The 13,048-nt window shown below is 46.7% G+C and carries 12 protein-coding genes and 1 other annotated feature; of the genes, 10 read left to right on the forward strand and 2 right to left on the reverse strand.

What is annotated here, in order from left to right; translation table 11 throughout:
• Positions 1 to 13: 13 nt before the first annotated feature.
• Both AB4Z50_RS18495 and AB4Z50_RS18500 read left to right on the forward strand, forming a co-directional pair.
• A complete protein-coding gene (locus AB4Z50_RS18495; protein ID WP_441881042.1) occupies positions 14 to 811 on the forward strand; it encodes a Cof-type HAD-IIB family hydrolase in 798 nt (265 codons plus the stop codon).
• A gap of 94 nt (positions 812 to 905) precedes the next feature.
• Complete coding sequence (locus AB4Z50_RS18500) at positions 906 to 1,214, forward strand: hypothetical protein (protein WP_441881043.1); 309 nt, start codon at positions 906 to 908, stop codon at positions 1,212 to 1,214.
• Positions 1,215 to 1,293: 79 nt separating this feature from the next.
• Here the strand turns inward: AB4Z50_RS18500 and AB4Z50_RS18505 are convergent, their stop codons facing one another.
• Positions 1,294 to 3,123 carry a DEAD/DEAH box helicase gene (locus tag AB4Z50_RS18505; RefSeq protein WP_441881044.1) on the reverse strand — a complete coding sequence of 610 codons (1,830 nt, stop codon included), beginning with the start codon at positions 3,121 to 3,123 and terminating at the stop codon, positions 1,294 to 1,296.
• Between the two features lie 127 nt (positions 3,124 to 3,250).
• On the opposite strand from AB4Z50_RS18505, the gene AB4Z50_RS18510 reads away from it, so the two are divergent.
• From AB4Z50_RS18510 to leuS, 5 genes are all read left to right on the forward strand, one after another.
• Positions 3,251 to 3,445, forward strand: a complete 195-nt coding sequence (locus AB4Z50_RS18510) for a YwbE family protein (protein ID WP_076266853.1) — start codon at positions 3,251 to 3,253, stop codon at positions 3,443 to 3,445.
• Between the two features lie 53 nt (positions 3,446 to 3,498).
• Positions 3,499 to 3,801, forward strand: coding sequence for a hypothetical protein (locus tag AB4Z50_RS18515; protein WP_441881045.1), 303 nt, complete (start codon positions 3,499 to 3,501; stop codon positions 3,799 to 3,801).
• Positions 3,802 to 3,944: 143 nt separating this feature from the next.
• Positions 3,945 to 5,138 carry a GNAT family N-acetyltransferase gene (locus tag AB4Z50_RS18520; RefSeq protein WP_441881046.1) on the forward strand — a complete coding sequence of 398 codons (1,194 nt, stop codon included), beginning with the start codon at positions 3,945 to 3,947 and terminating at the stop codon, positions 5,136 to 5,138.
• A 167-nt stretch (positions 5,139 to 5,305) separates the two neighbouring features.
• Positions 5,306 to 6,496: a CynX/NimT family MFS transporter gene (locus AB4Z50_RS18525; protein WP_441881084.1), complete on the forward strand. Its 1,191-nt coding sequence runs from the start codon at positions 5,306 to 5,308 to the stop codon at positions 6,494 to 6,496.
• A 100-nt stretch (positions 6,497 to 6,596) separates the two neighbouring features.
• Positions 6,597 to 6,850, forward strand: a binding site (T-box leader).
• Positions 6,851 to 6,932: 82 nt separating this feature from the next.
• Positions 6,933 to 9,371 (forward strand): leucine--tRNA ligase, encoded by a 2,439-nt coding sequence (leuS, locus tag AB4Z50_RS18530; protein ID WP_441881047.1) that lies wholly within the window; start codon positions 6,933 to 6,935, stop codon positions 9,369 to 9,371.
• A 40-nt stretch (positions 9,372 to 9,411) separates the two neighbouring features.
• Here the strand turns inward: leuS and comER are convergent, their stop codons facing one another.
• A complete protein-coding gene (gene comER, locus AB4Z50_RS18535) occupies positions 9,412 to 10,251 on the reverse strand; it encodes a late competence protein ComER (protein ID WP_441881048.1) in 840 nt (279 codons plus the stop codon).
• A gap of 195 nt (positions 10,252 to 10,446) precedes the next feature.
• Here comER and AB4Z50_RS18540 point away from each other — a divergent pair, with 195 nt between their 5' ends.
• The 3 genes from AB4Z50_RS18540 to AB4Z50_RS18550 all read left to right on the forward strand — a co-directional run bounded on the left by AB4Z50_RS18540 (position 10,447) and on the right by AB4Z50_RS18550 (position 13,008).
• Entirely contained in the window at positions 10,447 to 11,007 is a 561-nt protein-coding gene (locus AB4Z50_RS18540) for a ComEA family DNA-binding protein (RefSeq protein WP_441881049.1), read from the forward strand.
• Between the two features lie 80 nt (positions 11,008 to 11,087).
• Entirely contained in the window at positions 11,088 to 12,380 is a 1,293-nt protein-coding gene (locus AB4Z50_RS18545) for a homocysteine synthase (RefSeq protein WP_076266859.1), read from the forward strand.
• A 97-nt stretch (positions 12,381 to 12,477) separates the two neighbouring features.
• The gene (locus AB4Z50_RS18550; protein ID WP_076266860.1) at positions 12,478 to 13,008 is read left to right on the forward strand and encodes a deoxycytidylate deaminase; all 531 of its coding nucleotides are present in this window, start codon (positions 12,478 to 12,480) and stop codon (positions 13,006 to 13,008) included.
• Positions 13,009 to 13,048 lie beyond the last annotated feature (40 nt).

A 13,048-nucleotide genomic window follows, 5' to 3' on the forward strand; every position in this document is an offset into this window, starting at 1 on the left:
TAGGAGTGGAGACATGAGCCTTAATTATGACTTAATTGCTTTAGATGTGGATGGGACGCTGCTTACAGATGATCATGTGCTGACGAAAGCTATTCGTGAGTCGGTACATGAGGCTGCCAATCGCGGAGCTCAAATCGTATTATGTACTGGGAGAGGACCATCAGGCGCACTTCCTGTGCTGAAAGAGCTTGGACTTAGCGGGACGGTTATTACTCATAATGGCGCAGCAACGATAAATGCGGACGACCATTCCGTTGTTCACCAATTCGATATGGTACCTGAGCATTTATTGCGTTTTATTCAATATTGCCGCGAGAATGGCATTCATTTTGATTTGAATACTGCTTTTGAAATGATGGTCGAGAGCATGACGCCGGAAGTGGAAGCGATGTATGGTCATTTTCAAGCTAAACCATCGATTCATGATTTCCGCCTGGGCTTGCCTAGCGGCCTTGTGAAATTTACAGTTTTCGGAACGAAGGATCAGATGGATGTCGTACAAACGGAATGGTCGGGATGGCCTAAGCAGCTTCATTCGATTCGGAGCGGCGACTTTTTTATCGATGTGCATCATAGTGAAGCCAATAAAGGAAAAGCGTTGCAGCAGCTTGCAGCAATTAAAGGCATTGATCGCAGCCGAATTCTAGCAATCGGCAATTATCATAATGATATAACGATGCTTCAATTTGCGGGCATGGGCATAGCAATGGGCAATTCTCCTGAGGAAGTGAAGCTGGCAGCTAATGCAGTTGCACTTTCGAATAGCGAGGATGGCGTGGCTAGAGCGCTTTATGAGCACGCTTGGAGCTAATTAAACAAGAGGGCTGTTTCAAAAGTGAAAACTTTTGAAACAGCCCTTTTTCTTTGGGATATTCGTAAAGTATTTAGGAAATGTTTTTGGACAGATGAATTTTCCTGGTACAAACGGTAAGGTGAAATATGTATGGCTGGATAATGCACCTGGAAAATTCAGCTTTGCAAGCATAAGCCTGCTTAAAAATTTGGACCCTAGCTATTATTATATTATTGATTGCCATTGGCCGCTGAAGGTAAGCGGAATTACAGTAGATCCTACACATTTTTACGTTTGCGGATGCAGCGGCGCGTATAAATGCCAATGCAATTCTACTAGTTGCGGTAGAGGATATTATGAGGCGGCATTGACTATCAATAATAATCAGTATGATCTAACGGTTAACGAAGTAAGATCCTGACGGAATGATATAGAAAAAGAAAGAGCGGTCAGCACTAGGAATAAGTTCCTGTGTTGACCGCTCTTTCTTTTAAAGTTGTTTACCGATTGCGTCCGCCGCCACCGCGCGGTTTGCTCGAAGAGCTTCCGCCACCACGCGGGCTGTTGCCGCGACCGCCGGCAGGTGAGCCGCTGCGTCCGCCTGACGATGATTTGCCGCGCTTGCCTGTTCCACGGCCGTTTTCGTGCTCATTTAGTGTTTTCGCTTTGAAATCACTGCGCGCTGCTTCCCAAGGGCTATCCACCTTGGACGAGGCACGGCCTGCTACATGCTCTGCGCCGCGAGGACTGCCGAAGCCGCCGGTGCGACTTGCACCACGAGCTGAGCCGCCACGACTCTCGGAGCGTTCGCCACCGCGAGCTGAACTTCCGCGACTTTCGGAACGATCACCGCCGCGAGTGGAACTGCTGCGGCTTTGGGAACGGTCATTACCGCGAGCAGGGCTTGCGGATTCGAATCGGTCCCCACGGTTGGCTGACCAGCCTGTGCTCTCGCCAACTGCTTCGGAAGCTTGACCGCGAATCTCAGCTGTTCTGCCTGTACGTTTGCCAGCATTAGGACGTACGGTCTCGCGTTGGCCTCTGCGTCCGCCTGGCTTCGCATTGCGATCACCTTGAGCAGAACGGTCACGACCGCCGCGGCGTCCACCCTCGGATGGCTTGCTGCTTCCGCCGCGTGTACTGCTTTTGCCAGCTGCACTGCGTGTTCTCTCTGGACGATCGCCGGATTGTGCGCGTACAGATGTTTCGTTGCCTTCGCTGTCAATCGCACGGCGTGCAAGCTTAGCATTTATGCTTTGTTCAATAAGAATCAAATGGTTTTTGTCATAAGGAGTTGCGAGTGTAATGGCTGCGCCATCTTGCCCAGCGCGACCTGTTCTGCCAATACGGTGAATATACAGCTCGCCGTCTTGTGGAACGTCGTAGTTGTAAACATGGGTAACCCCTTCAACATCGAGTCCGCGAGCAGCAACGTCAGTCGCTACGAGCACTTGCAGTCTTGCATCTCTGAAGCGCTTCATTACTTGCTCACGCTTCGCTTGCGTAAGATCGCCGTGCAGCTCATCCGATTCGATGCCGATCTCTTGGAGTTCCTTGTTTAATTTTTTCGCGCGAACTTTAGTCCGGCAAAAAATAACGGCCAAATAGGGCTGATGACGCTCTAGCAAATGCACGAGAGTTTGCTGTTTGCTTCTATCCGTTGTTTCATAGACGATTTGTGTAATGCTGTCGAGTGTGACGTTAGTACTGCGTACCCGAATATCGACAGGCGTCTTCATATAATCAGCAGCCAGCTTGCGAATAGCATCAGGCATTGTAGCTGAGAACAACATCGTTTGACGAGCTTTCGGCGTTTGTGAAATAATGCTTTCTACATCTGGCAGGAAGCCCATGTGAAGCATTTGATCCGCTTCATCGAGAACAAGCATTTGCAGCTTGCCTAGGCTGACGGTTTCACGTTTCATATGATCGATTAGACGACCAGGTGTTGCAACCACGATATGGGGCGAGCGCTGCAGCTTGCGAATCTGAGCATCAACGTCTTGGCCGCCATAGGCTGCAAGCACGCTTACGCCAACAGCGGGAACAAGTTTTTTGAGCTCGCTCGTAATTTGAATCGCAAGTTCTCTCGTTGGAGTTAATATGAGAGCTTGGACTTGTTCTTTCTCTATATTAATACGTTGCAAAATAGGCAAAGCAAACGCAATCGTTTTGCCTGTGCCCGTCTGAGCTTGTGCAATAACATCCTGCCCGTTGAGCAGAAGTGGAATCGCTTGCTTTTGAACCGGAGTCGGCTCGATAATTCCATCATGGTGAAGCAATTCGCTTAGCTTGGGAATTATACCCAAAGCGTTAAATGCGTTAGACATTAATACATTTCCTCATTTCGTTTACATCTTTTGATGTTAAGTATAACAGCTGTCCTTATAATGTGCATCTTTACTTTGCTTATGCTATGCTAAAAGCCGACATTAGAGCAGCAGAGGAATGGTAAATATGAATGGAACAGAGCGTTCCGCGATCAAAGCGGGCCTATCGGTAGACATTGTTTTGAAGCAGGATCAACGGACTGGCAAGCTGACACGAGGTGTCGTGAAAGATATTTTGACGAATTCGCCTAAGCACCCTCATGGCATTAAAGTGAGACTGGCTGATGGGCAAGTAGGGAGAGTCAAGAACATCCTTACTTAAAGAGTCCATATCTAGTCAGGAAGGAATGTTCAACGTTAAAGGAGCGATGTGCTGTGGCCTTTGGCATAAAAAGAAAAGAGTTGCAGCGATGGAAGGAAGCCGTTGCCCGCGGAGAAATTGCATTTCTGACGCACTACTGGCTGGATTCGAGGTTTCCAGACATGAAAACAGTAACGAAGGTAGGCTGCTCCGATATGGAGAAGCTCTCGCGCTGGTGCCTCGATAACGGACTTAATCCTCGCTATATTCATGCGCGGTCAGAGTATCCGCATTTTGATTTGCTTGGACCGATGCAGCGTGAAATATTGAAGCGAGAAAATCAGCTGGAACAGCTTGAACGATTTGATATGTTATGAGGATCAGAATCGCAATTAGCTGCTCATGAGGCGGCTTTTTTTATTTCAAAAATGGAAAAAAATCTTTCTCCTTAATGAATCATCCTTTATGATAAATGGAAGCTTGGATGATTATGCCAGTTTAAGGGGAGTGGAATTTGCATATGGTTACCGAGAAATTGCAGCTGCTGGACACCTTCAAAGAATGGATAACGTTTGTAACCGATTTGGCGCGTTACGACGAACGTATTTGGAATCAGAGCATTGCCGCAGGAAAGTGGTCGGTTCGAGACGTCACAGCTCATATTTTACGTTGGGATATTTATTTTTATGAAGAAGCAATCTTAAAGGTGCGAGCTGGCCTGCCGCTTACGGTTAAACATTTGGATTATAATGAGTTTAACGAACAAGCAAAAATATACAGCAAGTCAACTTCGATCGCTGAGCTCGTTCATGAAGCTGCAAGCATACGTGAGCGGATTATTGACACGATAGCACAGTTAGCAGATGAGCAGTACAAAGCTGAATATGTAGATGCGGACGGCCATGCCTTTGAAGTGAGTCAGTATATAAAAGATTTTATATGGCATGATCAGCATCATATGGAGCAGATTAAACGACTGTTGCATTTTCGCATAGAGGAAATGAGCCTGAACGGCTGGCCAGCTTTGCAAACGGTTGTCTACGACGGCTGGCTGCTTCGTTTTGCAGAAGGTTATACGAAACGTTCCAATTCGATTAATCCTGTGTACGGCAGCACGCTTCAGCTTAATGCAAAAATTAGCTCCTGCGAGGAACTGTATGAAAACAAGGGAATACGCTCTGTTTTTAAAATAACCCCCTTTGTCCAGCCAACCTCGCTTGATGAGGAACTGGCGACTCGCGGTTATGAGCTTATCGACCGGACGATTGTAAAGACAATACATCTCTCTGACGCTCTATCCCCGAAGGCTGCTGAAATTTGGCTCGAACAGGAAGTTTCGGAGAACTGGYTGGATGCGGTTGCGGTTTTTAGTCATTTAACGGATGAACAGCGGTCAACTACTCGCAAGATGTTAGAACAGTCACCGCTGGATAAATGCTGCGCGATCCTGCACGACAATGGAATACCGGTAGCATGCGGCTATGCGGTGATTGAGGATGGTTGGATTGGTATTTATGATATTGTGACCGATCCTAACTATCGAAATAGAGGTTTTGGCGAGCAGCTAGTGCTACATCTTCTACAATGGGGCAAGGGACGTGGAGCGACTGAAGGTTATCTGCTCGTCGTAAAAGATAACGCAGCAGCTAATCGGTTGTACGATAAAATCGGGTATGTCCCGCAATACGAATATTGGTATCGAGTAAAAAAATAAAAGCAGCTATTTGTTATTTGTAATAATCGTATAAGGCGACTTGTTGAATGTTTAAGGCGCTTATATGGGAAACTAAACAACTTAGATTGATCAGCATGAGAAAGAAGGATTATTTCGTGAAAATCAGCAATTCAAATTTATCATCAGCATCTACATCTTCTGCGCCAATTGCAATAACAAGCTCATGGCTGCTGCTTCTTGGCATTTTGCTAATAGCCGCTAATTTGCGAGCGCCATTAACAGCGGTTGGACCAATCGTATCTGAAATTCAGCGTTCGTTCGGCATTTCCAGTGCGCTCACTGGGCTGCTGACGACATTGCCGCTGCTAGCATTTGCACTTATTTCTCCGCTTGCGCCACGAATTGCTCAGCGCATAAGTATGGAAAACACATTATTTATAGCAATGGTCGTGCTGACTGGTGCGATTGTAATTCGATCCCTTCCGGCGATAGCCGCTTTATTTGTTGGAACGATCTTGCTGGGCATGGCGATTGCAGTTGCAAACGTACTGCTTCCGAGCATGATAAAAAGAGATTTTCCGGCCACCGTCGGGTTAATGACTGGTTTATATTCGGTCGTGATGAATTTAGGTGCTGCTTTAGCTTCAGGATTCAGCATTCCCATTACAGAGAAGATTTCCTTTGGCTGGCAAGGAATGCTGGCCTGCTGGGCACTGCTCGCTCTAATTGCTACGATTGCATGGGTACCGCAACTTCGTTCGTTTGCGATGAAGGACAACAACAAAGCAGCAACCAATGGTGAGAAGAACGAGGGTCTGCTGCGCTCTGGCTTAGCTTGGAAAGTCGCATTATTTATGGGTCTTCAATCATTTTGTTTCTATGTCAACATATCATGGCTGCCTGAAATTTTGTCTGACCGCGGCATGAGTCACATTGATGCGGGATGGATGCTGTCACTGCTGCAATTTGTCAGCTTGCCTGCGACATTTATTATCCCTGTCATTGCGGGAAAGCAGGCAAGCCAAAGGCTGCTTGTTATTCTTACAACGATCTTGCTGCTCCTAGGATACTTAGGGCTCCTTAGCGGGAATGTGGATCTTATTCCGATTTGTATGATCTTACTCGGAATTGCCGGCGGTTCCGGCTTTAGTCTCGCAGTTATGTTTTTTGTACTGCGGACAAGCAGCACAAGGCAGTCGGCTCAGTTGTCGGGGATGGCGCAGTCACTTGGTTATCTGCTTGCCGCTGCCGGACCGCTGTTGTTTGGACTCATTCATGATTTGACGAATAATTGGACTGTCTCATTAGTGATGCTAGTAGCCGTTGCCGTTATTTTTGGATATATAGGCTTCGGAGCTGGAGCGAATAAAACCATATCAGGAGCACAAGAAAAATAAATGTGTTGTGCAAATTGATTAGTATACGCTTGAAGTTCAAGTTCGTTCTCTTGACACCGAACCGTGTGATCTTTATAATCGAAACTAACGATTTTATGCATATGGAGCGTTGAAGAGGAACAGTAATTTCGTTTGTCAGGCCTAGAGAGCCGGTGATGTATGGTGGAAGCCGGACCTGCAGCGAAATGAAGCTCGCCTTGGAGCTGTGCGATTAACGAAAGCGATGTTTACGAAACATCGTTTACGCGAAAATCACCGTTTGGCCCGCGATAAGGGCGACAAGTGAGCGATCGGCAAAGCATGTCTTTCGCTAACTAGGGTGGTACCACGGGAGAACAACCTCTCGTCCCTAGCGATAATTCGCTAGGGGCGAGAGGTTTTATGTTTTTTTGTACAATTATGCATTCAGCATTTATTTGAGAGAGGATATGAGCACATGAGTCAAGAACAGCAATTTCACGGCTATAACCCGCTTGTTGTGGAGCCGAAATGGCAGCAATTTTGGGATAAAAACAAAACGTTTCAAACGACAGAGGATGCTGAAAAACCAAAGTTTTACGCATTAGATATGTTTCCATATCCATCTGGAGCTGGCTTGCATGTAGGACATCCAGAAGGTTATACAGCGACGGATATCGTGTCTCGCTACAAAAGAATGAAAGGTTATAATGTCCTTCATCCAATGGGCTGGGACGCGTTCGGATTGCCTGCTGAGCAACATGCGCTTGATACAGGAAAGCATCCGCGCGATATTACGTTTGTAAACATCGATAATTTCCGCAGACAAATAAAATCACTTGGCTTCTCATACGATTGGGATCGCGAGATTAGTACAACCGATCCTGAATATTATAAATGGACGCAATGGATTTTTATCCAATTGTACAACAGAGGACTCGCTTATGTTGCTGAAGTATCAGTTAACTGGTGTGAGGCTCTTGGAACGGTGCTTGCCAATGAAGAGGTTATTAACGGCCTAAGTGAGCGGGGCAATCATCCCGTTGTTCGCAAGCCTATGCGTCAGTGGATTTTGAGAATTACAGAATACGCAGATCGTTTGTTGGATGATTTGGAAGAACTGGACTGGACAGAAAGCATTAAGGATATGCAGCGCAACTGGATTGGAAAATCCAAAGGAGCTGAGGTTACCTTTGAGATTGACGGTCATGATTCCGCATTGGTCGTATTTACGACTCGTCCAGATACATTGTTTGGCGCGACTTATTGCGTACTCGCTCCTGAGCATGAGCTTGTTGCAAAAATCGTAACGGCAGAGCAAAAAGAAGCAGTTGAAGCTTATCAACTGGCAGCATCGCGCAAGAGTGATTTGGAGCGTACTGATTTGGCGAAAGACAAGTCAGGCGTGTTCACAGGAGCTTATGCCATTAATCCCGTTAATGGCGTGAAAACACAAATCTGGATCGCAGATTATGTTCTTGCTGGTTATGGAACGGGTGCTATTATGGCTGTTCCAGGTCATGACGCTCGCGACTGGGAATTTGCTAAGCAATTTGATTTGCCAATCGTTGAGGTTGTGCAAGGCGGAGATGTTACGAAAGAAGCTTATGCAGGCGACGGCATTCATGTCAATTCCGATTTCTTGAACGGTTTGACGAATGAAGAAGCGATTGCGAAAATGATAGAGCATCTGGATGCGTCGGGCAAAGGAAAAGGGAAAATCACTTACCGCCTGCGCGATTGGTTGTTCAGCCGCCAGCGCTACTGGGGTGAGCCGATTCCGATCCTTCACTTGGAGGATGGTACGATGAAGACTGTTCCTGAGGATCAGCTTCCGCTTCTGTTGCCTGATGTTGATGCTATCACTCCTTCAGGAACTGGGGAATCACCGCTTGCCAGCGTTACGGAATGGGTGAACACGATCGATCCTGAAACGGGCATGAAGGCTCGCCGTGAAACGAACACGATGCCGCAATGGGCTGGCAGCTGCTGGTACTACCTGCGCTTCATCGATCCTAAAAACGACAAACAGCTTTGTTCGCCAGAGAAGCAAAAGCAATGGCTGCCGGTTGACCTTTACATCGGTGGCGCTGAGCATGCTGTACTGCATCTGCTTTACGCTCGTTTCTGGCACAAGGTGCTTTATGATATCGGCGTTGTAGATACAAAGGAGCCGTTCCATAAGCTTGTCAACCAAGGCATGATCCTTGGAAACAATAACGAAAAAATGTCCAAATCGCGTGGAAATGTTATCAATCCAGATGATATCGTAAACGAGTTTGGCGCAGATACGCTACGTATGTACGAAATGTTTATGGGTCCGCTTGAAGCAACGAAACCTTGGAATACCAATGGTGTGGAAGGAACATATCGTTTCCTTAACCGTGTATGGCGTTTGTTCGTGAACGAGGATGGCAGCTTGAATGCCAAAATCGGCAATGGCGAAACAAGTGATGCATTCAAGCGCACATGGCATCGTTCAATCAAAAAAATTACGGATGATTATGAGGGACTTCGCTTCAACACCGTAATCAGCCAGCTCATGATTTTTGTAAACGAAGCCTACAAAACAGATGTGCTTCCGCAAGCAGCAATGGAGCAATTCGTTCAATTGATTTCTCCAATTGCGCCGCATATCGCGGAAGAGCTATGGGAGAAGCTGGGACGCACGGATTCGCTTACGTATGCAGCGTTCCCGACGTTCGAAGAAGCTTGGACGGTCGATCAAGAGGTTGAGATCGTCGTACAAGTAAATGGTAAAATCGCAGATCGCATCTCCATTGCAGCTGATATGGACGTTGCTGAGATGGAAAGCATAGCGAAAGAACTTGAGAAGGTGCAAGAGCTGATTGCCGGCAAAACAATCCGTAAAGTCATTGCGGTAAAAGGCAAGCTAGTTAATATCGTTGCTAATTAAGACAAACAGAAGAGGTGAGCGGGCATTAGCTGAAGAACAGCTATTGACCGTTCACCTCTTCGCCTATAAAGGCGGTCGAAACCTTGACCACATCTTCATCGAACTTTGCATGTGTCGTACGGATGAGTTGATTGAATACTCCTTCTGTCTCGCGGCGCAGCAGGTTTAGCGCTTTGGCTGTAATGCCGCCAGGGACGGCAACTCTCTCTTGCACCTCTGCTGGTGTAAGGCCGCCTTCGGTCAGCAGCAAGCCGGTTCCGAGCAGCATGGCGCTTGCAACACGCAGCGCTTCATCACGGCTTATACCCGTTTCTGCAACCGCAGCATCCACAAATTGCTCAAGCAGGAAAGACATAAAAGCTGGTCCGCAGCTTGAAATGTCGGATACGATGCGTGTGTAATTCTCATCTATTCGCAGCGGCTGACTAATATGGGATAATAAGTCCTCCAGATGAGCCATATCATTCTCATCAATCGTTTCCCCATAAATACAAAGCGATGCTCCGCTCCATACATAATTTGTAATGCTCGGAATAACCTTAGCTACCTTGCAATCGAGTTCCCCTTCGAGATGAGAGATAAGGACAGGACTCGTTATAGATACGACAATCTGATTTGGTCGAATAGTTGCCTTCAAATCATCGACCACTTTTTTAAACTCCAAAGGCTTTACGCACAAAAAAACAATATCGCAGCCGCAGGCAGCCGCAGCATTCGTATATTCGGCTCTCATGCCGGAATAACGGTTGGCCAAGGCTTGCGCTTTTGCAAAGGTGCGGTTGCTGACGGCAATTTGTATTGGTGATAATGCACCAGATGCGATCAAAGCTTCAATGAGCAGGCTTCCCATTGTGCCCGTCCCGATAAATCCGACATTCATGCTGAACCCTCCTATAGGTTTGGCGCGCACATAACCTGCTTTAACTTGTAGAGAAAGGTTATATGCGAACAAATCCCGAGTGAAAATTTCAATAGCCGTACTCATTTCGTGTGCTCTCTTACCTTATTCCGCAGGACTTGTTTCATATGTCACTAATTACCAAATAATTCGTCGCTTTCAAAGGAGAGTGAAGAAGTGAAGCCTTTAACTGGAACGATTTCTAGCAAAGCCATTATATTTGCTTCTATTTTAATACTTGCTGCAGCTATATTGCTGGCAGCTGCTTTTATGGAGCCTAAGCAGAAGGAAACAGGTGATTGGGTACCTTTAAACGATGCTGTGAAATCTGCAGTCGCTGCAATTGATGCAGCAGATGCGGGTGAAGAAGACGTAAAGAACAAGAAGGATACGGAGATGATTCCGGAAAAGGAGCAAGAAGCATCAGCTGCGGGTGTTGATCATCGAAATGAGCCGGATGAGAAAGCTTCTTTAAAGGATGATACGATTGTATCCACTGCGCCAGCAGTGCCGATTGCTGAGGCGGGCAAGGATAATGCAGCAAAGCTTGATATCAACCGCGCAACGGAGGCGGAACTTGATGATTTGAAAGGAATCGGACCGTCCAAAGCAAAAGCAATTATTGAAGATAGAGAAAGAAACGGCAAATTTGCGACCGTTAATGATTTACTCCGTGTCAAGGGAATTGGAGAAAAACTATTAAAAGGATTGGAAGACAGCATTGTAGCTCGTCCATAATTGTGAGAGAATGGAAAGAAGCGGACATTTACAACTTCCGTTTGCCATTATCTATTAACTCATTTGAAGGAGTCGAGAAAATGTCAGAACAACGCAAGCTTTCCCTCGATACACTATCCGTCCACGGAGGTCAGCAAATCGATCCGACTACGTTGTCGCGCGCAGTACCTATCTACCAGACGACATCTTACGGATTCAAAGATACAGATCATGCAGCGAATCTATTTGCATTGCAGGAATTTGGAAATATTTACTCCCGAATCATGAACCCGACATCGGATGTTTTTGAGAAACGTGTAGCTGAATTAGAGGGTGCTCCGGCAGCATTGGCAGTTGCTTCTGGTCAATCGGCTATTACATACGCGATTCTAAATATTGCAGGAGCTGGCGATGAGATCGTTTCCGCTACAAGCCTGTACGGAGGCACTTACAACTTATTCTCAATGACGCTTGCAAAGCTTGGCATCACTGTAAGATTTGTTGATCCGTCGAATCCGGAAAACTTCCGCGGAGCAATCAACGAGCGTACGAAAGCAGTGTATGCTGAAACGATCGGAAATCCGAAGGGCGATGTGATCGATCTTGAAGCGGTTGCTGCAATTGCACATGAGAATGGCATTCCATTTATCGTGGACAATACATTCCCGAGCCCGTACTTGTGCAGACCGATTGAACATGGAGCAGACATTGTGGTGCATTCCGCGACTAAATTTATCGGCGGACATGGAACATCAATCGGCGGTATCATTGTAGACGGCGGCAAGTTTGACTGGAAAGCCAGCGGCAAATTCCCTGGTCTTACTGAGCCAGATCCAAGCTACAATGGCGTTGTTTATACCGATGCAGTTGGCCCTGTCGCTTATATCATTAAAGCACGCGTCCAATTGCTAAGAGATATGGGTGCGGCCATTTCACCTTTCAACTCCTTCCTATTGCTTCAAGGACTTGAGACGCTGCATCTTCGGATGGAACGCCATAGCTCAAACGCGCAAAAGGTAGCTGAATATTTGGAAGGCCATGAAGCGGTTGAGTGGGTTAGCTATCCAGGACTTCCAAGCCACCCATCTTATGACCTTGCACAAAAATATTTGCCGAAGGGCAAAGGCGCTATTATGACATTTGGCATCAAAGGTGGAGTAGAAGCGGGCAAGAAAGTAATCAACTCCGTTCAGCTATTCTCGCATTTGGCGAATGTCGGCGATTCCAAGTCGCTAATTATTCATCCGGCAAGCACAACACATCTGCAATTGTCTGAGGAACAGCAAGCTAATGCAGGCGTTTCTCCAGGCATGATTCGTCTATCGATCGGTACAGAAGGCATTGATGATATTTTGGCGGATATTGARCAAGCCATTGCTGCCAGCCAAGCCTAAGACTAAACGTTTTAGTAAGAAGCGTTAACGAAGAAATATACAATAAATAAATGCAACCAGAGATCATCAGATGCAGCATGAGAGAGGAAGTTGAGTTATGAGCACCCAAACGAAGGATGCCGACCGCAAGGACTGGGACACCTACTTCATGGATATTGCCTATATGGTTTCGACGCGCTCGCGTTGTCCGCGCAGACATGTTGGAGCTGTTCTTGTACAAGGAAAAAAACTGCTTGGCACAGCGTATAACGGCGCTCCGATGGGCGTGCAGGATTGTCTCGAGGCAGGCTGCATGATTTCGGAGGAAGTTGAGATGAAGCTGGTCGACGGCAAGGAGCAGCCATTCAAGAAACAACGCTGTATTCGAACGATACATGCGGAGCAAAATTTGCTGCTGTTCACCGATCGTACCGATCGCGAAGGCTCAACCGTTTATGTAACCGACCAGCCTTGCTGGACATGCGCTAACATGCTTGCAAACAGCGGTGTTATCGAAATTGTCTATCATCGCAGTTATCCGAAAGACAGTGAAAAGGTGAGCAATATGATGGCCCAGAAAGGTATTGTTTTCCGTTGTTTGGATCATTACGAGCCACCTGCTCAGGCGCATATGGATGTAACATCATAGCGTTGTTCATTAAATAGTAGAAACGAGGAGGAACCTCTGA

The sequence above is a fragment of the Paenibacillus sp. 2TAB26 genome (assembly GCF_052115145.1).
In the GTDB taxonomy this organism is placed as follows: domain Bacteria; phylum Bacillota; class Bacilli; order Paenibacillales; family Paenibacillaceae; genus Pristimantibacillus.